The 20,918-nt window shown below is 60.8% G+C and carries 18 protein-coding genes and 1 pseudogene; 13 read left to right on the top strand and 6 right to left on the bottom strand.

The genetic code is table 11. The features are described 5' to 3' along the window. Nucleotides 1-1,749: 1,749 nt before the first annotated feature. Nucleotides 1,750-2,979 (top strand): DNA-binding protein, encoded by a 1,230-nt coding sequence (locus HDG37_RS26905; RefSeq protein WP_184052724.1) that lies wholly within the window; start codon nt 1,750-1,752, stop codon nt 2,977-2,979. Between the two features lie 69 nt (nt 2,980-3,048). Here HDG37_RS26905 and HDG37_RS26900 read toward each other — a convergent pair whose 3' ends face one another. The 3 genes from HDG37_RS26900 to HDG37_RS26890 all read right to left on the bottom strand — a co-directional run bounded on the left by HDG37_RS26900 (nt 3,049) and on the right by HDG37_RS26890 (nt 5,372). Further along, nucleotides 3,049-4,131, bottom strand: coding sequence for a site-specific integrase (locus tag HDG37_RS26900; protein ID WP_184031072.1), 1,083 nt, complete (start codon nt 4,129-4,131; stop codon nt 3,049-3,051). A 115-nt stretch (nt 4,132-4,246) separates the two neighbouring features. After that, a complete protein-coding gene (locus tag HDG37_RS26895; protein ID WP_184052722.1) occupies nt 4,247-4,657 on the bottom strand; it encodes a DUF2471 family protein in 411 nt (136 codons plus the stop codon). A 67-nt stretch (nt 4,658-4,724) separates the two neighbouring features. Continuing rightward, nucleotides 4,725-5,372: a helix-turn-helix domain-containing protein gene (locus HDG37_RS26890; protein WP_184052720.1), complete on the bottom strand. Its 648-nt coding sequence runs from the start codon at nt 5,370-5,372 to the stop codon at nt 4,725-4,727. A 137-nt stretch (nt 5,373-5,509) separates the two neighbouring features. Here HDG37_RS26890 and HDG37_RS26885 point away from each other — a divergent pair, with 137 nt between their 5' ends. Both HDG37_RS26885 and tdh read left to right on the top strand, forming a co-directional pair. Beyond that, a complete protein-coding gene (locus tag HDG37_RS26885; RefSeq protein ID WP_184031083.1) occupies nt 5,510-6,715 on the top strand; it encodes a glycine C-acetyltransferase in 1,206 nt (401 codons plus the stop codon). 28 nt (nt 6,716-6,743) lie between these two features. Continuing rightward, complete coding sequence (tdh, locus tag HDG37_RS26880) at nt 6,744-7,775, top strand: L-threonine 3-dehydrogenase (RefSeq protein WP_090810329.1); 1,032 nt, start codon at nt 6,744-6,746, stop codon at nt 7,773-7,775. A 41-nt stretch (nt 7,776-7,816) separates the two neighbouring features. Here the strand turns inward: tdh and HDG37_RS26875 are convergent, their stop codons facing one another. Further along, entirely contained in the window at nt 7,817-8,467 is a 651-nt protein-coding gene (locus HDG37_RS26875) for a YceI family protein (RefSeq protein WP_184052718.1), read from the bottom strand. Between the two features lie 123 nt (nt 8,468-8,590). Here HDG37_RS26875 and HDG37_RS26870 point away from each other — a divergent pair, with 123 nt between their 5' ends. From HDG37_RS26870 to HDG37_RS26825, 10 genes are all read left to right on the top strand, one after another. Next, on the top strand, nt 8,591-9,256 hold the full coding sequence (locus HDG37_RS26870; RefSeq protein WP_184052716.1) for a TetR/AcrR family transcriptional regulator: 666 nt from the start codon (nt 8,591-8,593) through the stop codon (nt 9,254-9,256). A 13-nt stretch (nt 9,257-9,269) separates the two neighbouring features. Beyond that, a complete protein-coding gene (locus tag HDG37_RS26865) occupies nt 9,270-9,749 on the top strand; it encodes a nuclear transport factor 2 family protein (RefSeq protein ID WP_184052714.1) in 480 nt (159 codons plus the stop codon). Nucleotides 9,750-9,998: 249 nt separating this feature from the next. Further along, nucleotides 9,999-10,517 carry a hypothetical protein gene (locus HDG37_RS26860; protein ID WP_184052712.1) on the top strand — a complete coding sequence of 173 codons (519 nt, stop codon included), beginning with the start codon at nt 9,999-10,001 and terminating at the stop codon, nt 10,515-10,517. A 1,715-nt stretch (nt 10,518-12,232) separates the two neighbouring features. Beyond that, nucleotides 12,233-12,781, top strand: coding sequence for a hypothetical protein (locus tag HDG37_RS40425; RefSeq protein ID WP_221312156.1), 549 nt, complete (start codon nt 12,233-12,235; stop codon nt 12,779-12,781). A 320-nt stretch (nt 12,782-13,101) separates the two neighbouring features. Next, a complete protein-coding gene (locus HDG37_RS26850) occupies nt 13,102-14,001 on the top strand; it encodes a LysR substrate-binding domain-containing protein (RefSeq protein WP_184052966.1) in 900 nt (299 codons plus the stop codon). Nucleotides 14,002-14,152: 151 nt separating this feature from the next. After that, a complete protein-coding gene (locus HDG37_RS26845) occupies nt 14,153-15,448 on the top strand; it encodes an MFS transporter (RefSeq protein ID WP_260335055.1) in 1,296 nt (431 codons plus the stop codon). 10 nt (nt 15,449-15,458) lie between these two features. After that, nucleotides 15,459-16,718, top strand: a complete 1,260-nt coding sequence (locus tag HDG37_RS26840) for an amidohydrolase family protein (RefSeq protein WP_184052711.1) — start codon at nt 15,459-15,461, stop codon at nt 16,716-16,718. A gap of 53 nt (nt 16,719-16,771) precedes the next feature. After that, nucleotides 16,772-17,719 (top strand): bifunctional Delta(1)-pyrroline-2-carboxylate/Delta(1)-piperideine-2-carboxylate reductase, encoded by a 948-nt coding sequence (gene lhpI / locus HDG37_RS26835; RefSeq protein ID WP_184052709.1) that lies wholly within the window; start codon nt 16,772-16,774, stop codon nt 17,717-17,719. A 78-nt stretch (nt 17,720-17,797) separates the two neighbouring features. Continuing rightward, complete coding sequence (gene lhpH, locus HDG37_RS26830; protein WP_184052707.1) at nt 17,798-18,805, top strand: trans-3-hydroxy-L-proline dehydratase; 1,008 nt, start codon at nt 17,798-17,800, stop codon at nt 18,803-18,805. A gap of 495 nt (nt 18,806-19,300) precedes the next feature. Further along, the gene (locus tag HDG37_RS26825) at nt 19,301-19,525 is read left to right on the top strand and encodes an antibiotic biosynthesis monooxygenase (RefSeq protein WP_260335054.1); all 225 of its coding nucleotides are present in this window, start codon (nt 19,301-19,303) and stop codon (nt 19,523-19,525) included. Nucleotides 19,526-19,631: 106 nt separating this feature from the next. Here HDG37_RS26825 and HDG37_RS26820 read toward each other — a convergent pair. Beyond that, a pseudogene (locus HDG37_RS26820) lies at nt 19,632-19,942 on the bottom strand (acylphosphatase). Nucleotides 19,943-20,047: 105 nt separating this feature from the next. Next, nucleotides 20,048-20,746 (bottom strand): SDR family NAD(P)-dependent oxidoreductase, encoded by a 699-nt coding sequence (locus HDG37_RS26815; RefSeq protein ID WP_184052705.1) that lies wholly within the window; start codon nt 20,744-20,746, stop codon nt 20,048-20,050. Nucleotides 20,747-20,918 lie beyond the last annotated feature (172 nt).

The raw sequence follows: 20,918 nt of genomic DNA, 5'->3' as shown, positions 1-20,918 counted from the left end.
CTCGTTTCGCCGCGTGCGGCAATGGGGAGCATTTGATCCCGAATCTTCTCACCTCAAAAATTTTCGCTGATTTTTTCGAGACCCTTGTGTAAACGGATGGTGTCCGGGGCGGGTGATGACTTCGTCGTGCGGCCTCGCGATCGTTTCGTCGATCGTCGCGTGCTGCCGGCCGACGCACAGTCCGGATCGATAGATGGAATGCCCGCACGGTATTGAGACCGCAACGCGGCGCGGGCCAGCGACGGGCGCCCCGTCAGCCCTGTTGTCGGTGCATCAAGCTTCCTATCGTCGGGCACGACTTCGAGCTTCGTCCGAAGCCGCCGAAAAAGGGGAGATCCAACCACAGGCAAATCCTCACCGCTCCCATGCTCCCGAAAAACCTCACCGTAGCTCCGCAGAACGGCACAACACGACACGCGCTCATGCCGCGCCAGTACCGCATTTCCCCAATGCAACCTCCTGAAAAGCGTCACCTTTGACCTTTACGGAGGCCTGGCGCCCCCTCCCAAAGAACTCCTGAAAACTCTCACCTTTGCTCGAGGACAGTAAAAAAATCAATGATTTCCGTGACTTGCGATAATCCCATCTAGCGCTCGAACCACCGCTGTCCCCGTAAAACCTCACCTTAAGCCCGTTTTTCGCACCGCAGCACTTTTCATTGCGTCCCCATGAATCTCCCGAAAAGACTCACCTTTGCAATCAGAGACCAGGTATACCTACGCTCGCAAATTGCCATCCGCCGGGGCATCTCCGGCCGATAGCCCGCGTTTCAGTCCCGAATCTCCTCACCTTAATGCGCAGAACCCTATCCAGACCCTCCCGAAAAGTCTCACCTTTGACGGAATCCCCGGCCAAATCAGCTCGAGGATCTAGCTGATCAGCCAGTTCCCCGAATCCCCTCACCTTTCCAATCGCCAGCGGTTCCCGCCGACCAGTCTTTCGGGCAATCGATGCGTCGAATTCCATCCTGGCTCCCGTAAAACCTCACCTCAGCAGTATGGATGCTCAAAAAGAAAGCAAAACTGGACCCCGCGCCCCGAAAAATCTCACCTTCGTTTTACGTTTTCTCCCGCTACGGCTCACCAAAGCGGTTAACCACCCCAAAAAACCGGCAAAAAACCACGCTCGCGAGCCTCCCGAAAGCCCTCACCTTGCTGCAGACCAAACGAACAAACACTTTCGAGGGGTGTCGGGCGCTTCGCGGCTGCGAAGTCCCGCAAAATCTCACCTTTGCCCAAACCCCACGTATACGGCGTTTCCTGAACCCGCTCACGTTCCGTCCCGGAGCCGCTCACCGAGCTTCCCGAACCCCATCACTCGAGTTTCCCGCAGACCCTCACCAAGTCTCCCGAAAAGCTTCACCTTGCTGGCCTGAAAGCCCCGCCAGATAAGGGTTTGCCGAGTCGTTAACGTCTTTAACAAGGGTTCAAAGGTGTTTATTTTTATTACTCTCAAGCCTTACACCCGCGAGCCCCGTGAAACACAGGCCCACCACCCCGCAGCCATTGCCGATCAATCGTGAAACAGTGCGCGATCATGCGGAAATCAAATAAAATTCTTCTAATACAATGGCTTATTAGCTATTCTTCGTTTTGTTTCACGGAGAAAAACGGTAGGCGCGTGTTTACTATCGCAATTTGCACGCAAAACCCCGTCGGTATACGCCAATCCGTTCGCCACCGATAAATCGGTAGCAAACACTACGTAAATTGTTATGATCCATCCAATTCGAGCCACGTCGAGGTAAACATGAATCTGGATCAGGAGCGGCAAGCCATTCGCGACGAGCTTGAATCGATGCGTGCGCAGGGCGTGCGCCGGCAGGATCTGTCGCTGCATGCATGCAAACGGCTTTTTTTCGATCTCGGCATCCGGCCATCGATGGCGGCCGTTCGCGATCTCACGCAAACCGGCAGCGCGAGCGACATCCCGAAGGACATCGATCATTTCTGGGAGCGCATCCGCAGCGTGTCGCGGGTCAAGGTCGGAGCGGGCGCGATACCAAAGGCACTGGAAGATCGCGCCGGCGAACTGCTGGGCGCGCTATTCGAAGAAGCGGTCGTGCAGGCCAAAGCGTCGCTCGATGGCGAACGTGAAGAGATCCGCGCGCAGATCAGCGCCGCCGATCTACGCGTACGCGAGGCGGAAATTCGTCGGGATGCGGCCGACGACGCCATCAGGCGCAGCGAAGCGCGCGCCGAAACCGCGTGGGAGCGGGTTCGCGCACTTGAAACGCAGTTATCGAGCGCGACTACGCACGGCAGCGTTCACCTCGAAGGCATGCAGGCAACCACGCGCCGGCTCGACCAGGAGAACGAGGCGCTGCGGCAACGGCTCGAAAACGAACAGACTGCCAATGCTGCGTTGCGCGACCGGATCGACGCGTTGCACGTCGAATTGCGGCAAAGCACGGAGCACTATGCACAGCAGATCAAGGATGCGGTGGCCGAAGCCGAGCGGCGCGTCAAGCCGATGCTAGTCGAACTCGACTCGCTGCGTAGCATGGCCGCGACGTATCAGTCCGGCGTGCGTGATGCGAGCCGCAAGGAATTCGAGTTCATTCAGCAGATTGCCGCCGCCAAGGCGCGCGCCGATCGGCTCGACGCGCAGCTGCGCGAGCAGTCGGACGAAGTCGACGCGCTGACGAAAGAAGTCGCCGCCCTGCGTGGCCAGCAGGGCATCGATCCAGCCATCGCCGTACTGCTGTGCTCGCTGGCTACTGACGGGCGGCTCACGAGCAAAGAGTTGAGCATGATCGGCACCGCGGCTGACGGCCACGTGACGCTGCCCGCGAGATGCCCGAAATGCGAGGAAGGTGAGCCGGAGCTCTCGCAGGTCGATCACCGTTTCGAACTGTTGTGCCCGGAATGCGAGCACTCTTCCGGCCTCGGCGAATCGAGGCTCGCGGCGGTGAACCAGTTTCTGTCGAACGACGGCGCCACCGCGCCGTCGTCCCGCTCCGTGCACGCGATGCGTTAACCAGAGGCGGCCAATCTAACGGAAAAACGTCAAAGGTGAGGAAATTCGGGACCGCAACGGTGAGGTTCTTCAAGGTTCGCCGGCTCCCGTTTTTCTCGTCAAACGCCCGTCACGGCGGGGCTCAGCCAACGGTGCCGCAGCTGGATCCGGCTCCTCTGTCGCGGGCGAATCCTGCTGATCAATCCAGGTTTGCCACGCGCGATATAGCCGGTTCGCGGACACCGCCTGCACGAAGCCGAGCCATTGACCGACCTGTTCGGCCTCTACCCCGCTTTCGAACAGGTCCGCCGCAAACGTGTTGCGCAAGGTCTGCGGACTCGCGCGCGATTGGCGCGACGTGGCAATCCCCGCTGCATCGACGAGCGCATCCACCGCGCGCAGCATCGTGGCCTTATGCATCGGCCTGCCCGACGGCGATGCGGGAAACACAAGCTTGCCGGCCAGTTGCGTCAGCCGTCGTTCGGCTAGCCAGGCGTCGAGAATCGCCGTTGCGAACGGCGCGAGTCGCGTGCGCCGCGTCAGCACTGGATTCGCGGACTCGATCGTGACCCACGGCGAGCCCTCTCTCACGCAACTAACCGTAAGCGCTCCCGCTTCGCCCGTCTTCAGTCCTGCGCCCAGAAACACCGCGATCAACGCGCGATCGCGTCGCTCTCTCCAGCGCTGCGCGGTCGACAACGCCGGCAACGGCGCGAACAGCCGCGCGATCAACGCAGTGCGTTCCGCATGCGTGAGAAACCCGGTCGGCTCATTGTCGCGCGCATTGCGCCACGCGGCTTCCCCGTCCTGAGCGATGAAACGAGCCGGGTTGGTCGACGCAGATTCGATCTCGCGCACGTGATCGAGCACGCGCTCGATAAGCCGCAAATAGCGGATCCGCTGCGTTCTGCGAATCTCGAGGCTGGCGACGAATTCGGCGATTGCGGGCGTGTCGACCGTCGCGAGGCTTTGTTGCCGCGCGCCGAGCCAATCGAGAAACTGCCCCCACTGCGCCTGATAGACCAACGCCGAAGAGCGACGGAAGTGCTGCTTCGCGAGCCACGCATCGAACGCGACCTGCGGGTCGCGACGCCAGTCTTCGCGTTGCTGATCGAACAGATCGGTGGAGGGCGCGGGACGGGGAACGGGGTCGGACAGATGAGGGGGTGACATGGGCAATCCTTCCGTTAGTTGCACCGTTTGGTCCGCGTATTGTAGGCGCTGAGCGCCGCGAGGCCGACCGCGAGGAATGGATGAGGATCCGAGCCATCCCGACGTGGTGCCGCCATTAGCCGCCCCACGCCCGGGCGCGCTTTAAGGGCGCATCGGCCGGCCGTGGCAGCGCCGCCCGGCGCGCCGCTTGCCGCGCCGCTTCCTCGTACGCATTGACGGCAAACGCAAAAACGGCCGGCAATGCGTTGGAGGTGCCGAAATCCACGCGGTCATCGGTTTCTGGATAAGGCAGATCGGACGGGCGCTGGAACAGCCCGAGCATCAGCGCGTCGTGCCGGCTGGCAAAACCGAGATCGGCCAGCGCCTCGGCTTCGATGGCATGGAGCAGACGCCACGTGAGCGGCACCTGCCTGACGATGTAGCGCGCGGCGATGCTGCGCACGATATGTTCGAGATCGCGCGCGGCGGTCTGGAAGCGCAGCGCGGCGAGAGTTTGATCGGTAGGGTCGGTTTTCAGGTTGTTCATTCTCGGCTCCAATCGACACCTGATACTGTACAAACATACAGTACCGGGCGCAACCTGGCCGAACGGCCTAACCGTGAATCACGACCAGCAGCGCTTTCGCCTCGCTCTTGCCGACGTTGCGGATCGCATGCGGAACATCCGCGACGTAGCGCGCGGTGTCCGCGACCTTAAGCCGCTTCGTCGCGCCGGCCGCCTCGATTTCGATCGAGCCGTGCAGCACGGTCAGATGCTCGCGCGTGCCTGGCTCGTGCGCGTTCGACACGAGGGCCCCGCCAGGCTGCAGCGTCAACTCGTACCACTCGAACTTGCCGGCCAGCTCGATCGGTCCCCACACACGCAACTGGTATTTCGCTTCGTGACCGCTTAGCGTAGGAATATCGCGCGGTCCGGAAACGGCGATTGCCTCAGGCGACTTCGGCGGCGCAAACAGCGAATCGAGACTTACGCCGAGCGCATTGGTCAGCCGCCACGCAACCGCGATCGTCGGATTGGCCTTGTCGCGCTCGATTTCCGAGAGCATCGATTTCGATACGCCGGCCGCGCGCGACAGATCGTCGAGCGTCATGCGCCGCTCGGCGCGCAGCCGTTGAATCTGTTCGCCGACGCGCGGCGGCGCCGCAATCGCCGCACTCGGCGGTAATGCCGCGCTGGCGGAGGTGGGCGCCGCATTGGACGCGGTGCGGCGTGTACCCGAACTTGCCATTTCCTGACCCATCGTTTAGAGTTGTTCGATATACCGGATTTTAGTTCGGAAAAACGAAAATATCCGATAAAGCTGACAACCGACTATAACAGGCCGCCCTTCCCGCGCGCATGCGAATGCGGGCGCCATCACTCTCAGGAGTCCCGTTCATGCGTGACCAATACCTTGCCCATTTGCGCGGCACCCTCGACCAGATCCGCGCCGACGGCTTCTACAAGAGCGAGCGCGTGATCGCGAGTCCGCAGTCGGCCGACGTGCGTCTTGCCGACGGCAGCGACGTGCTGAACTTCTGCGCAAACAACTATCTCGGTCTCGCCGACGACGCGCGGCTGATCGAAGCCGCCAAGCAAGGCCTCGACAGCGACGGCTTCGGGATGGCGTCGGTGCGCTTCATCTGCGGCACGCAAACCGTGCACAAGCAACTCGAAGCGGCGCTCGCCGCGTTCCTGCAAACCGACGACTGCATTCTCTACTCGAGCTGCTTCGACGCGAACGGCGGCCTGTTCGAAACGCTGCTCGACGAAAACGACGCGATCATCAGCGACGAGCTGAATCACGCGAGCATCATCGACGGTGTGCGGCTGTCCAAGGCGAAGCGCTTTCGCTACAGGAACAACGACCTCGGCGATCTCGAAGCGCGCCTGCAGGAAGCCGATGCGGCGGGCGCGCGCTTCAAACTGATCGCGACCGACGGCGTGTTCTCGATGGACGGCATCATCGCGAACCTCGCCGGCATCTGCGATCTGGCCGACAGGTACGGCGCATTGGTGATGGTCGACGACTCGCACGCGGTCGGCTTCATCGGTGAACACGGTCGCGGCACGCCCGAGCATTGCGGAGTGATGGCGCGCGTCGACATCATTACCGGCACGCTCGGCAAGGCGCTCGGCGGCGCATCCGGCGGCTACGTCGCGGCGCGCAAGGAAGTCGTCGAGCTGTTGCGGCAGCGTTCCCGCCCGTATCTGTTCTCGAACACGCTGACGCCGAGCATCGCGGCGGCGTCGCTGAAGGTACTCGAATTGCTCGCCAGCGATGAAGGGGCGCTGCTGCGCGCACGCGTGCGCGAAAACGGCGCGCATTTCCGCCGCGCGATGAGCGCGCTCGGCTTCACGCTCGTGCCGGGCGAACATCCGATCATTCCGGTGATGCTCGGCGACGCGCAACTCGCGGGAAAGATGGCCGATGCGTTGCTGAAGCAAGGCGTCTACGTGATCGGTTTTTCGTTCCCGGTGGTGCCGCGTGGCCGCGCGCGCATCCGCACGCAGATGAGCGCCGCGCACACGCCGGAGCAGATCGACCGTGCCGTCGAGGCGTTCGCGCGCGTCGGCCGCGAGCTCGGCGTCATCACCACGTGATCGCCGCGTGATTCGAATGGAGAAGCAGATGAAAGCATTGGCAAAACTCGAACGCGGGCCGGGCCTCACGCTGACCGATGTGAAGAAGCCCGAAGTCGGTCATAACGACGTGATGATCCGCATCACGCGCACCGCGATTTGCGGCACCGACATTCATATCTGGAAGTGGGACGACTGGGCGCAGAAGACGATTCCGGTGCCGATGCACGTCGGCCATGAATACGTCGGCGAAATCGTCGAGATGGGGCAGGAAGTGCGCGGCTTTGCGATCGGCGATCGGGTGTCGGGCGAAGGACACATCACCTGCGGCTTCTGCCGCAACTGTCGCGCGGGCCGCCGGCATCTGTGCCGCAACACGATCGGCGTCGGCGTGAATCGCGAGGGCGCGTTCGCCGAATACCTGGTGATTCCGGCCTTCAACGCGTTCAAGATCCCGCCTGAAATCTCCGACGATCTCGCCGCGATCTTCGATCCGTTCGGCAACGCGACGCATACGGCGCTGTCGTTCAACCTCGTCGGCGAAGACGTGCTGATTACCGGCGCCGGGCCGATCGGCATCATGGCGGTCGCGATCGCCAGGCACGTCGGCGCGCGCAACGTCGTGATCACCGACGTCAACGACTATCGCCTCGAACTCGCGCGCAAGATGGGCGCGACGCGCGCGGTGAACGTGTCGCGCGAATCGTTGCGCGACGTGATGCACGATCTGCACATGACCGAGGGCTTCGATGTCGGACTCGAAATGTCGGGCGTGCCGAGTGCTTTTACGGGCATGCTCGAAGCGATGAACCACGGCGGCAAGATCGCGCTGCTCGGCATTCCACCCGCGCAAACCGCGATCGACTGGACCCAGGTGATCTTCAAAGGCCTTGAAATCAAGGGCATTTATGGGCGCGAGATGTTCGAGACCTGGTACAAGATGGTCGCGATGCTGCAAAGCGGCCTCGATCTGTCGCCGATCCTCACCCACCATTTCAAGGTCGACGACTATCAGGAAGCCTTCGCGACGATGCTCTCCGGCGAAAGCGGCAAGGTGATTCTCGACTGGACCTCTGCCTGAGTCGGCACCTCACCGTCTGAACGCTGACGCCCGCAGCGCGCTTACGCGCCTGCGGGCGTTTTCACGAACTCGGCCTGGATGCGCACGTGAATATCGTCGCCGACGGCCGGATACCAGGTAGACAGACCGAACTTCGCGCGGCTGAAATGACCGTCCGCGGAAAAGCCGAGCGTGTCTTTCTTCGTTAGCGGATCGGGCGCGAAGCCGTTGAACGTGACGTCGAGCGTGACCGGCTGCGTGACGCCGCGGATCGTCAGATCGCCGCTCAGCGTGCCGCGCGCTTCGCCGGTGCGCTCGAAACGCGTGCTCGCGAAGCGGATCTGCGGATAGCGCGCGACGTCGAGCATGCTGTCGCTTTTCACCATCTTGTCGAGCAGCGGCACGTTCGTGTCGATGCTCGCGGCGTCGATCGCGACCGACGCCGTGCTGCGGTCGAGGCCGCCGTCGTTCCAGTCGAGCTCCCCCTGCTTGCGATCGAAACGCATCGTAAAGCGCGTGTATTTGAAGTGATCGATATCGAACGTGATGCTCGTATGGTCCTGATCGATGTCGTAGCGTCCGGGCGGAACGCGCGCCTCGTTCTGACTGACCGAATGCGTGAGCACCTGGATCGGCGTGCAGGCCACCGCGCCCAGCAGCGTTGCGCCGAGCAGCGCGCGTACCCGCGCGGTGCGAACGGAGGATGGTTTCATCGAAGCGATTCCGGTTGAGCGGTGATCAAGCGATCTCCATCACGATAGCAGCAAGCGCACCCACAGCGCCGAAGCTCGAAGAAAAACTTGACGAGGGAGAATGATCGTTCTACCTTTTCGTCCATGACACACGAAACGATTCCGACCGATCCAAACGACGCGGCCCAGTCCGGCACGGCGCGCGAGCGGCTGCTCGATGCCGCCGAGGCGCTCATCTACGCCGGCGGCATCCATGCAACCGGCGTCGATGCGATCGTGCGGCAGTCCGGCACCGCGCGCAAAAGCTTTTACACGCATTTCGAGTCGAAAGATGCGCTAATCGCGGCCGCGCTCGAACGGCGCGACGAGCGCTGGATGAACTGGTTTATCGCCGGCACGCAACGGCGCGGCAAGGGCGCGCGCAGACGCCTGCTCGGCATGTTCGACGTGCTGCGCGAGTGGTTCGCATCGGCGGATTTTCATGGCTGCGCGTTTCTGAACGCGGCCGGCGAGATCGAATCCGCCGACGATCCGATCCGCGTCGTCGCGCGCAAACACAAGGCACGGCTGCTCGGTTTCGTGCGTGCCGAATGCGTCGCGTTCGTAGCGGAAGCGCAAATCGATGCGCGTCGCGCGGCGCCGCTCGCGCGGCAATGGCTCGTGCTGCTCGACGGCGCGATCGCGGTGGCGCTCGTGAGCGGCGAAGCCGATGCGGCGCTCGACGCGCAGGCGGTTGGCAAGACCTTGCTCGATGCGGCAGCGAAACCCGCCGCAACCAAACGGCCGCCATGGCGGCGCACCATCAACTGACTGAGGAACCATCATGGCCGATACGATCGAAGCCCGCCCGCCGCTGCCGCCATTCACTCGCGATACCGCGATCCAGAAAGTGCGCGCCGCGGAAGATGCGTGGAACACCCGCGAACCCGAGCGCGTATCGCTCGCGTACACGACGGATAGCGTGTGGCGCAACCGCGCCGAATTCGTGCATGGCCGCGCGGAGATCGTCGGCTTTCTGCGCCGCAAATGGGCGAAGGAGCTCGACTATCGGCTGATCAAGGAGCTGTGGGCATTCACCGACAACCACATCGCAGTGCGCTTCGCGTACGAATGGCACGACGATTCGAACAACTGGTTCCGCTCGTATGGCAACGAGAACTGGGAGTTCAACGAGCATGGTCTGATGGCGCATCGTCACGCAAGCATCAATGACCTGCCGATCCGCGAAGCCGACCGCTTGTATCGCTGGCCGCTCGGCCGGCGGCCCGACGATCACCCCAGCCTGTCCGATCTCGGTCTGTAGAGGTTCCCACCACATTCATCGCCGGCGGCGCGCCCGATGCGCGCCGCGAACTTCTTCACCGCTTGTTCATCACGGCGCCATCGGTTCTCCGTTATCGTGGCGGTTCCGGCTGCGGGGGCACCTCGCGTGCCCGGCCGGCCAAGCGAGTCCTCAACATCGACCGCACGGCTTCAGATACAGTGCGCGACGGGCGGCACGCGGATCGCCAGAACACCATGACACCGGCGCTCGACCGGTGACGGAGAAGAAATGCACTTCAGGCAGATGAACAAGAAGATCCGGCGCGCCGCGGTGGCGCTTTTCGCCAGCTTCGCGGCGCTCTCCGCGGCGCACGCGGGCAACTGGTGTGACGGCGGTGTATGGGTCGACGCGATGCTCGGCTCGTATCACATCAACCCCGATCCCGATACGCACTTCGAGCAGTTCAATCCCGGGCTTGGCGTCGAATGCTGGCTGAACAACCAGTGGGCGCTGACGGCCGGCGGCTTTCGCAACTCGCTGCGTCGGCCGTCCTACTACGGCGGCGGCGTGTGGGCGCCGGAGTTCGCGCATTGGGGAATCGTGCGGATCGCGGCGATCGGTGGGATCATCTCCGGCTATAACTATGGCAACTGGGGGCTTGGCAGCAATCACACGATCGGCCCGGTGGTCGCGCCGATCGTGATGCTCGAATACAAGCGCGTCGGCGCGAACTTCATCGTCATTCCGCCGATCCCATCGGACAATCTGCCCTTTACGATTGGTTTTCAGCTGAAGGTAAAGTTCTGACGGAGCTGAGCGTTGTCAAAAAAGTTGCGACTTGCGAAAAGTCACATATTTTTGGCAATAAAGTTGCGACTTGCCTTGCTGGGCGCACATGTGATGTTCAAGAACAGAGGATTTGCGCACGTCCATTTACCTGGTTAGCCGAAGGACAGTTGCGACTTCCCTTATTCGGCCGGACTTTGTGGCCTCCGATGAATCACAAAGCAGCGATCTCTCGGATAGGCGCGAAGCCGAGCATGAATTCCACCGAACATTTGGTGAAACCACGGCTGAGTATAGGCCGACGTTGTTGAAACAATTTAACCTAATTTGCCGGTTTAGTTTCCGGCGTCCGCACCTTCTGGAATTGCTCACCATACACCTAAGTGAAGACCCGTGTCAGATCCAGCGCACCGTTCGCAGCTGCGAGGCACTCCTCCTGGAATTGCTCACCGTCCCTGTGAGTGAGGGTGAGTGTCGGATCCAGCGCACCATCCGCAGCTGCCGCGCACCTCCTGGAATTGCTCACCGTCTGTATGAGTGAAGGCCCATGTCAGATCCAGCGCACCATCCGCAGCTGCCGGCACCTCCTGGAATTGCTCACCGTAAGTGAAGGCCTATGTCAGATCCAGCGCACCATCCGCAGCTGTCGGGCACCTCCTGGAATTGCTCACCGTGCGTATGAGTGAGGGCCGTGTCAGATCCAGCGCACCGTTCGCAGCTGCCGGGCACCTCCTGGAATTGCTCACCGTGCGTATGAGTGAGGGCCGTGTCAGATCCAGCGCACCGTTCGCAGCTACCGGGCACCTCCTGGAATTGCTCAGCGTGCGTGTGAGTGAGGGCCGTGTCAGATCCAGCGCACCGTTCGCAGCTGCCGGGCACCTCCTGGAATTGCTCACCGTGCGTGTGAGTGAGGGCCGCGTCAGATCCAGCGCACCGTTCGCAGCTGCCGGGCACCTCCTGGAATTGCTCACCGTGCGTATGAGTGAGGGCCGTGTCAGATCCAGCGCACCATTCGCAGCTGCCGGGCACCTCCTGGAATTGCTCACCGTGCGTATGAGTGAGGGCCGTGTCAGATCCAGCCCACCATTCGCAGCTGCCGGGCACCTCCTGGAATTGCTCACCGTGCGTATGAGTGAGGGCCGTGTCAGATCCAGCCCACCATTCGCAGATGTCGGGCACCTCCTGGAGTTGCTCACCGTGCGTATGAGTGAGGGCCGTGTCAGATCCAGCCCACCATTCGCAGCTGTCGGGCACCTCCTGGAGTTGCTCACCGTGCGTGTAAGTAAAGACCCGTGTCAGATACAACGTACAGTTCGCAGATGATGAGCATCTCCTGGATTCTCTCACCGTACGCATGAGTGAAAACGCACTTTAGATTCACCTCACCATTCCCAGCTGAGGAGCATTTCTTGGGATTGCTCAGCCCGGCATTTTTCGCGTTATCAGACTGTGCTAAAAGATTCTCCTGGAACTCCTCACCATACCTGTCGGCTGCGCCTGATTCTCGTGAAGTCATCGACTGACTCGCGCGAACAACCTCCTGGAATGGCTCACCGTACCGGCGGGGGAAGATTTGATCGGGCGCGGCGCGCTCACCGATTGACAGTCGCACATGACCTCCCGAGGCGACTCACCGTATGGAGAGTGAAGACCGGACCCGGGTGCCGCTCACCAATTGGTATCTCGAGCGATCTCCTGCAACGGCTCACCGTACCGGAGAGTAAAGGTTTGATGGGGTGCGTGGCTGGCTGAAGCTCATTCGCGAGACCTTGGGCCTCACCGAGCGGCAGCCGGCCGCGCGACAGGGCATCTCGGCTTCGACCTTGCACAAGAGCGAGCAGCCGGAAGCGGATGAGCGCATCACACTGAGACAGTTGCGCAAGCTGGCCGACGGACTCGACTGCGGGCTCGTCTACGCTTTGGTTCGTCGAAAGCCGCTCACGCAGACGGACGAGGAGCGTGCCCACGCGATAGCCGTGCAAGTGGTCGGGGGACTGGCGCACTCTATGAGCTTAGAAGACCAGCTGCCGGCCACGGGACGCCTCCGGAAGCAGGTGAAGCGAGAGCGGACGGCTGACAAGACAGGCTGCAACTGGAACATGACCCACTTCGGCAACGCGGTCGGCTTCGAGCGCGACATCGAGGGCGTGCTAAAGACCGTGCGTGCGGAATACAACCTTCAAAACCGAAATGAAGACACCGGCAAGGCTTGCTGCACTGTAGGGAAGCAAAACCTCTCTCTTTGCTGCCCTACAATGCAGCAGGCGAGTTCCAGAGTGATTTAGCTTCAGCTTGAGGCGGTGATAAGGACGGCTGGTCGTCAGTTGCCCCTTCCGCAGATGACCAGCGCTATGCATTGCAGGATGGCCCGAGTTCCGCACAAAATCGCGTCTCAACCTCATTCGGGCGCGTACGCGACCTCCGCAAACGACTTGTCATCGATTCCTGGATATCAGGCAGCCTCGGACTGTTATTGTCCGCTCGAGCCGCTTTCCAAGTAACGGTTATACGACCGTGAAACTGTCTGGGGACACTCATGACCGTCGGCTCACGCCGTTGGGCTATCCTGTTGCTCGATTACAACCTGGATATTCCGCCGCACGCCATGGCTCTCTCCCCGTTGCCTCCACTGGCATGTCTGCAAGCATTCGAAGCTAGCGCCCGTTATCTGAGCTTCACTCGTGCGGGGCAGGAACTGCACCTGTCTACCAGTGCTGTGAGCCGCCAGATATCTCAACTCGAAGAATTCCTGGGACGCCGGCTGTTCGTGCGGGAGCACAACACCCTAAGGCTCACGCCGGCAGGGGAAACTTATGCGGTGGATGTGCGGCGCATGTTGGAGCTGTGCACTAGCGTTACGTCGAGCCTGATGGCTCGCGTCGTCAGGTCTCGTCTCACGGTGTCCTGCACAGCTGGCCTCTCGGTATTCTGGCTCGCGCCGAGAATCGGCTCGTTTATCGATGCGAATCCCGATGTGGACCTGCGCATTATCGTGCGGGACCACTTTGGAGCCGTCTCGCCAGCTGAGTACGACGTAGGCATTTTCTATCTGCGCAACCCCGAGGTCCCCGGAACGTACACACGGAAGCTTTTCGACGAGGAGGTATTTCCGGTTTGTTCGCCGACCTATCTTGATGGGCGCAAACTGAAGCCAGTGGAACTGCTGTCCTGCACGCTGCTTGTTCTGGAGGACGCGGAACGTAGCTGGATGTCCTGGCACACCTGGTTCGAACAGGCGGGGCTTGAACGACCAGCGCTCAATCAAACCATCATTGTCAACAGCTACCCACTCATTGTGCAGCTCGCGACGCATGGCAAGGGCGTCGCGCTAGGTTGGAACCGGGTCATTGACCCGCTCCTTGAGCACGGCGCGCTCGTCAGGGCATCGGACTCTTACGCCACCATGGGCGGCTCATACTTTGTCACCTGGCCATCCGAGCGTGCGGAAACACCTGCCGCCCGTCGGTTCCGCGAGTGGGTAATCGGTCAGACAGTCGCTCCCTGAGCTCTCCGTTGCAAGCCTCTCGATGCGGTTGCGTTTTTTGCAAGCGCGTTTGCGAATTTAACGTTATGAGGTCGTCACGCCAAAAATTACATTGAATGCGTGACGAATCGCGAACGCTCACGTCGCTAAACGACAATTCCGAGAGGTCTAAATGGCAACGAGTGCATCAAACGGCATACTGGTGGGCGAGCCGCCCATCAGGATGGTGACGCGCCGGAAGGCGATTTTCGCCACTGTCATTGGCAGCGGTCTGGAGTGGTTCGATTTTTCCGGGTACGCATTCTTCGCAGCAACCATTGGTAAGTTATTTTTCCCCGCAGGCAACGAGACAACGTCGCTGCTGCTATCACTGGCAACCTTTGGGGTTGGCTTTGTGATGCGACCCCTCGGTGGCATCGCGTTCGGCATCTACGGCGACAAGGTGGGTCGCAAGCGAGCGCTGTCGCTCGCCATGCTCATCATGGCGCTCGGCTCGGGCATCATTGCTTTCGCCCCTACGTACCAATCTATCGGCATCGCCGCGCCGTGTCTTATCGTAATCGCGCGATTGCTGCAGGGGCTGTCCGCTGGCGGTGAAATGGGCGGCGCTACTGCGTTCCTTACCGAGCATGCTCCAGCTAAACGTCGTGCTTTCTATTCGAGCTGGATTCAGACGAGTATCGGTTTCGCAGTGGTCATCGGCAGCCTTACCGGTACGCTCATCACGTCGAGCATGTCGGCTGATTCGCTGACCGCATGGGGATGGCGTATTCCGTTTTTCATCGGCATGCTGGTGGCCCCGGTTGGATACTACATTCGGCTGAAAATCGAGGAAACGCCCGAGTTCGTATCGGAGAAGCGCCACACCAACACGCCGCTGCGTGACGTCATTCGCGAGTATCCTCGCCAGGTGCTCTCCAGCCTGCTGATGGTCGTACTGTGGACCGTCTGCACGTACGTCATCCTGTTCTACATCCCGACTTATGTTGTGAAGTATCTGCACATGACCCAGCGTGAGGGATTCACGTCGGGCGTCGTCAGCGGTGTCGTGCTGATGGTCATGGCGCCCGTGTTCGGGGCACTATCGGATAAGGTCGGCAAGCGGCGGGTCCTGTCGGTTGCTGCGCTCGTTATTCTGGTTGCCGGCTATCCACTGTTCTCTCATCTGATTAAATCGCCCGACTTTGCCACGCTGCTGACCTTCCAGGCGATTTTCGGCGTGCTGATTGCTGCATACACCGGCCCGATTCTGGCTCTCTTCACGGAAATGTTCCCGAGCCGCATCCGTGCGACCGGATTGTCTTTGGCCTACAACGGCGCAGTGACCATCTTCGGTGGCTTTGCCGCTTTCATCATCACCTGGCTTACCCAACACACGGGTGACGCCGAGTCTGCGTCTTATTACATCATCTTCGCCGCGGTGGTTAGCCTGCTCGGCATCTTGCTGACAAAGCCATACCAGTCTTGAGAAAATTCACATGAGCATGTTGGTAATCGAAGGGGTGAATGTTTTCGACCCCGCAACGAAGAAACGCCAGACAAACGTCAATGTCTGCATCGCCGACGGGAAGATTGCGGCAATAGGACAGATACCACCGTCGTTTGTCGGTGCCCGCAGAATGAGCCTCCCCGGGCGCACCGTTTTGCCGGGTTTCATCGACCTGCATGTCCACGTTGTCGCGTCGAATGCGAATCTGGGCGCTAACGCGATGATGCCAAACTTTCTGGCTGCGCTTAAAACGTTGCCCATCCTGCGCGGCATGCTGAATCGCGGGTTCACCACCGTTCGTGATGCAGGTGGCGCTGACTTTGCAATGTGCGATGCTGTCAACAGCGGCGTGCTTTGGGGCCCGCGCATCCTGTCGTCGGGCAAGGCGTTATCGCAGACCGGTGGGCACGGCGACTTCCGTCAGCGCAATGACAATCTTGACGATGCCTGCGGGTGCCTGGGACGTCAGGGAGCGATTGCCCGGGTGGTCGATGGTGTCGAGGCGATGCGCCTGGCGGTACGCGAAGAACTCCTCAAAGGGGCCTCCCAAATCAAGATAATGGCGTCGGGCGGCGTCGCTTCGCCCAACGACCCCATCACCAACACCCAGTACTCGGAAGATGAAATCCGTGCCGCGGTTCAGGAAGCGGAGGCCGCCGGGACTTACGTGATGGCGCACGCCTACACCGCTCGTGCCGTCCGGCGCGCAGTCGAGTGCGGGGTGAAATGTATCGAGCACGGAAACCTCATCGACGAGGAGACTGCCCGTCTGCTCGCGGAGCGTGGCGTAGCGGTTGTGCCCACAATCGCTACTCTCGACCGTCTCATTGAACAAGGTCCCGCGCTTGGTTTCCCCGCTGAATCGCTCGCAAAGATTGAGGGAGCACGCTCTGTCGGCCGGCAGGCACTTGCGCTGATGGCGCGCGAAGGCGTGAAGGTCGGGTTCGGCTCGGACATGCTGGGCGAGCTGCACGGCTTCCAGTCCGACGAGTTTGCGGTTCGGGCAGAAATCGTCGGTAACGTTGAGGCCATCCGGTCAGCAACCTGCGTTGCCGCCGAAATCACGGGTGAACCAGGCGTGCGGGGAACGGTCGCTGTCGGAGCCGTGGCTGACCTCATCGTGGTCGACGGTGACCCGATTGAGGACATTTCCCTTCTGCTGGGGCAAGGCGAACACATTCCCGTGGTCATCAAGGCTGGGGTGTGTATGAAGGAAGCCGGCCGACTGCTCGAGCCAGTCGCAGAGTGAACTGCTGGCGCGCGCCATGGGTCGCGCCCACTCCTCCAAAGGCGAAACCGAACATGTCCTCTCTCAGCACCCGAAGTTTCGACGCCCACGCAACAGCTGCACTGCTGGACTATCCCTCGCTGGTGCGCCTTCTTCGGGAGACCATCATCGAATACGACGCGGGACACATCGTGAGTCCTGAGCGGCTGGCCATTCCGATGCAGGACGGCGGCCTGATGCTGTCGATGCCTGCTAGTGCCAAAGACATCGCCATCCACAAGTTGGTGACCGTGTGTCCTTCGAATGGGAAGCGCCAGCTTCCGACCATCCATGGTCAGGTCATCGCATGCGACGCGCACACCGGGGAAATGTTGTTCGTGCTCGACGGGCCGACCGTGACCGGGCGGCGAACGGCAGCGGTCACTGTGCTGGGCATCCAGGCCCTGCATGGCATGGCTCCGCGCAAAATTCTCATCATCGGCACCGGGAAGCAGGCGGCCAACCACGCTGAAGCTTTCGCGGCCTCCTTCCCGGAAGCCAAACTGTTCGCAAAGGGCACCTCGCCGGCAGCAGCGGAGGCCTTCGTGGCCCTGAGCCGGTCGGTAGCACCGAACCTCTCTGTCCTTGATGGCGATGTGATTCCCGACAGCATTGAAGTCGTCATCACTTTGACAACCAGCAAGTCTCCGGTCTACACGTTGCCGGCGCGACCCGGCCGTCTCGTCGTCGGGGTCGGCGCTTTCACGGCAGACGCAGCGGAAATCGGCAAGGAAACCGTCGACGCAAGTTGCGTGGTCGTAGACGACCCCGTCGGCGCAAAGCATGAAGCGGGCGACCTTATCAAAGCCAAGGTCGACTGGACCTCAGTTTCTCCGCTTGCCAAGGCACTGGCTGGCGAGCTGAAGCCGAGTGCGCCGATTCTGTTCAAGAGCGTTGGCTGCGCTGCGTGGGACCTGGCCGCGTGCCGCGTAGCACGTAAAACGCTCGACGCAAACGCGTGTCAATTCGGCGCTGACGTGTAAGTAGCGCCGATTTAAATTGCTTGCCGGTTCCTTACGGCGAGTAAAAGCAGGATACCCACCGACTTCACTGAAGCAGACATGAAAATCACCCGCACCATCTCGACCGTTGAAGTCCACACCGGCGGTGAAGCATTCCGCATCGTTACCAGCGGTCTGCCGCGTCTGCCTGGCGACACCATCGTCAAGCGTCGCGCATGGCTGAAAGAAAACGCCGACGATATTCGCAAGGCGCTCATGTTCGAACCGCGTGGGCATGCCGATATGTACGGCGGTTACCTGACCGAGCCGGTTAGCCCGAACGCTGATTTCGGCATCGTCTTTGTTCACAACGAAGGTTATAGCGACCATTGCGGCCACGGTGTCATCGCACTGTCGACGGCGGCGGTGGAGCTTGGCTGGGTGCAACGTCAGGTGCCCGAGACACGCGTCGGTATCGATGCGCCGTGCGGATTCATCGAGGCATTCGTGCAGTGGGACGGCGAACACGCGGGCAATGTCCGTTTCGTTAATGTGCCGTCCTTCATCTGGAAACAGGACGTGACGGTCGAGACGCCGTCGTTTGGTTCGGTGACTGGCGATATTGCGTTCGGCGGCGCATTCTACTTTTACACCGATGGTCAGCCACATGGACTTGAAGTTCGTGAATCGTCGGTGGAACAGCTCATCCGTTTTGGAGGGGAAGTAAAGGAAGCTGCGAACAAGGCGTTCCCGGTCGTACACCCTGATATCCCTGAAATCAACCATATCTACGGAACGATTATCGCTAACGCACCGCGGCACGAGGGTTCCACGCAAGCCAACTGCTGCGTATTCGCCGACCGCGAAGTGGACCGTTCACCGACCGGCTCAGGCACCGGCGGACGCGTCGCTCAGCTATATCTGCGCGGTAAGTTGGGAAATGGCGACACGCTCGTGAACGAGTCCATCATCGGCACGGTATTCAAAGGACGGGTGCTGAGCGAGACGACGGTGGGCGATTTCAGGGCAGTCATCCCCGAAGTAGAAGGCAACGCTTTCGTTTGCGGCTTTGCGAATTGGATTGTGGACGAGCGTGACCCTCTGACTTACGGGTTCCTGGTTCGATAGACAGACTGCAATGCTTGTGCAACTGACACGAGCAATGCTTACACTTCGATGCCCCAATGACCGCTTTCTCAGGACGCCGACGCCGGCTCCGCATCTCGTTTCGGAGCCTTCGAGGATGAAGGCGCGCGGGTGACGAGCAACCCATCTATAGCGCAACCCGAGTCATCTCGACGGAAAGAGTGCCGAGCTGACTCGCACCGATAAGATGCACTGGTCAGAACCTTGTTTTCATGCCGATTCTTGCGACCAACTGATTCTGACTGTCGGAGACCGCGCCGGTACCGGTAATCGAGGCGAGCGCTCCAGAACTAGCCCGCTGATAGACACTCATCACATAGACGCTGCTTCGCTTCGAGAGGAAGTATTCTGCAATGGCCGCAATTTGATGCCCATGGGCCCTGTCGAGAGCCGCGTTGCCTATCACATAAGCGTAGCTCGCGCTCAGGCTGATACCCCTCGACCGGGCCACTGTTCGTGCCACATCTTGCGGAGCTCATGAACACGATGGCGAGAGAACCAGCTTTCGTCAGTGCGGTGCTCAGCGAAGACCCGGAGGCACCGGACGAACTGGTTCTATTCGAAGTTTGGAACGGCACCCGAGACGAATGGCTCAGCGAGCAGCCCCAGAAGCCGTATCGAGCCATCTATGACGATGCGACGAAGGACTTCATTGCCGACAAGGAAGTTCGCTTTCTTTTTCCCGCGGTCCTTCAATACTAGCGTAGGCCACGGCCAGACCGACTAAAAAGTCGGGTGCAGCAGCGGCGGGCAGCTGTGGAACTCAGCGTCACACCGCATCGAACAATCTCGCGACACTCGCTCGCCACTACAACGTGGGCAATCGCTCAAAGCGGTCAAAGCGAGCAAACGCCGGCTGAACCCCGGTCACCTCAAGCTCGTCGACAAGCGCTACAGACATCCCGCCGCTCAACCAGGCGCACATTTTCGGCAAGCTGCACGGATGAGCCCTGCAGCATCGTTTCTACCGAACCGTCCATCCGGTTGCGCACCCAGCCGGAGACGCCGAGCGCTTGAGCCCGGCGTACGCACGCTATCCCGATAGCCGATGCCCTGTACCTGACCGCGTACTCGAACGAGCCGAGTCTCAAGCATCCCATCTTCGTCGTCAGCGTCCATGCGAAGTCCTCGAAAGAATGGCGAAGTGTATCTCACTGTTTCTTCAGGGAGACCACGGCTGGCATAGCGGCCAACTTCGCAGCGTTGTGAGGCGAGCGGTGTTTCCTAAAATCTCTCCACCCATGGTCGGAGTTCCACCTCCCACGTCCACGCGCTGCGGTGCTGACGATGAACGTGAAGGTATTCCCGCGCTATCGCGTCAGGGTTCAACCATTTGTCGTCCGTCCCGCCATCGTCTGATTGTGCCCAGCTACTGGCAATGCCGCCGTCAATCACAAAATGCGCCACATGGATATTTTTCGGGGCGAGCTCTCGCGCCATGCATTGGGCCATCCCTCGCAAGGCGAACTTGCCCATTGCAAATGGCGTCGAACCGGGTAGACCTTTTACGCTCGCCGTAGCGCCGGTCAGGAGGATGGTGCCGTTGCCGCGTGCCAGCATTCGAACTGCCGCTGCCTGGGCGACGAGAAAGCCACCGAAGGCGGTCACTTTGAAGGCATCCTCAAGTTTCTCTGCCTCGACATCTTCGACAGCCGCGCGATAGCGGCCACTCGCGTTATAAACAACGAGGTCAGGAGCGCCGAATGCGTCTTCTACATGGTCAAAGAGTGCCTTGACCTCGTCCGCTCGACTGGCGTCGCAACTCAAGGCGAGAGCGCCGGTCTCGTCGACGAGGTTTGTCAGCTTGCTGGTGTCGCGGGCAGCGAGTGCGACCTGCATACCCTCGGCCGCAAACAGTCGCGCGAGGGAGGCACTCAATCCCTTTCCCGCACCCACAATCAAAGCGGTCTCAATTCGACTCATGGTTCCTCCTGCTTCAACAGGGACTTGAGTAGCTACGTATGCCGTGCCGTCAGTCCGTTTCCGCACATCCTAAGGCTACTACAAGGGCTTCCCCATTGAGCGCAAGCACAAATGTGGTTTTCTGTTGTCGCAATGTTGCCTTGCCGACGTCGTGTGAGAAGGTGAAGGACTG

The organism is Paraburkholderia sp. MM5384-R2 (assembly GCF_014201025.1).
GTDB lineage: Bacteria > Pseudomonadota > Gammaproteobacteria > Burkholderiales > Burkholderiaceae > Paraburkholderia > Paraburkholderia tuberum.
Note: the sequence above shows the minus strand (reverse complement) of the source record. Positions and strands in the feature narration are given on the sequence as shown.

Coding starts and splice junctions, on each gene's coding strand:
- HDG37_RS26865 (WP_184052714.1), top strand. CDS start 9,270: ATGGCCGATACGATCGAAGCCCGCCCGCCGCTGCCGCCATTCACTCGC.
- HDG37_RS26815 (WP_184052705.1), bottom strand. CDS start 20,746: ATGAGTCGAATTGAGACCGCTTTGATTGTGGGTGCGGGAAAGGGATTG.
- HDG37_RS26890 (WP_184052720.1), bottom strand. CDS start 5,372: ATGGGTCAGGAAATGGCAAGTTCGGGTACACGCCGCACCGCGTCCAAT.
- HDG37_RS26870 (WP_184052716.1), top strand. CDS start 8,591: ATGACACACGAAACGATTCCGACCGATCCAAACGACGCGGCCCAGTCC.
- lhpI (WP_184052709.1), top strand. CDS start 16,772: ATGTCCTCTCTCAGCACCCGAAGTTTCGACGCCCACGCAACAGCTGCA.
- HDG37_RS26840 (WP_184052711.1), top strand. CDS start 15,459: ATGAGCATGTTGGTAATCGAAGGGGTGAATGTTTTCGACCCCGCAACG.
- HDG37_RS26885 (WP_184031083.1), top strand. CDS start 5,510: ATGCGTGACCAATACCTTGCCCATTTGCGCGGCACCCTCGACCAGATC.
- HDG37_RS26845 (WP_260335055.1), top strand. CDS start 14,153: ATGGCAACGAGTGCATCAAACGGCATACTGGTGGGCGAGCCGCCCATC.
- HDG37_RS26860 (WP_184052712.1), top strand. CDS start 9,999: ATGCACTTCAGGCAGATGAACAAGAAGATCCGGCGCGCCGCGGTGGCG.
- HDG37_RS26905 (WP_184052724.1), top strand. CDS start 1,750: ATGAATCTGGATCAGGAGCGGCAAGCCATTCGCGACGAGCTTGAATCG.
- HDG37_RS26895 (WP_184052722.1), bottom strand. CDS start 4,657: ATGAACAACCTGAAAACCGACCCTACCGATCAAACTCTCGCCGCGCTG.
- tdh (WP_090810329.1), top strand. CDS start 6,744: ATGAAAGCATTGGCAAAACTCGAACGCGGGCCGGGCCTCACGCTGACC.
- HDG37_RS26875 (WP_184052718.1), bottom strand. CDS start 8,467: ATGAAACCATCCTCCGTTCGCACCGCGCGGGTACGCGCGCTGCTCGGC.
- HDG37_RS26825 (WP_260335054.1), top strand. CDS start 19,301: ATGAACACGATGGCGAGAGAACCAGCTTTCGTCAGTGCGGTGCTCAGC.
- lhpH (WP_184052707.1), top strand. CDS start 17,798: ATGAAAATCACCCGCACCATCTCGACCGTTGAAGTCCACACCGGCGGT.
- HDG37_RS26900 (WP_184031072.1), bottom strand. CDS start 4,131: ATGTCACCCCCTCATCTGTCCGACCCCGTTCCCCGTCCCGCGCCCTCC.
- HDG37_RS26850 (WP_184052966.1), top strand. CDS start 13,102: ATGGCTCTCTCCCCGTTGCCTCCACTGGCATGTCTGCAAGCATTCGAA.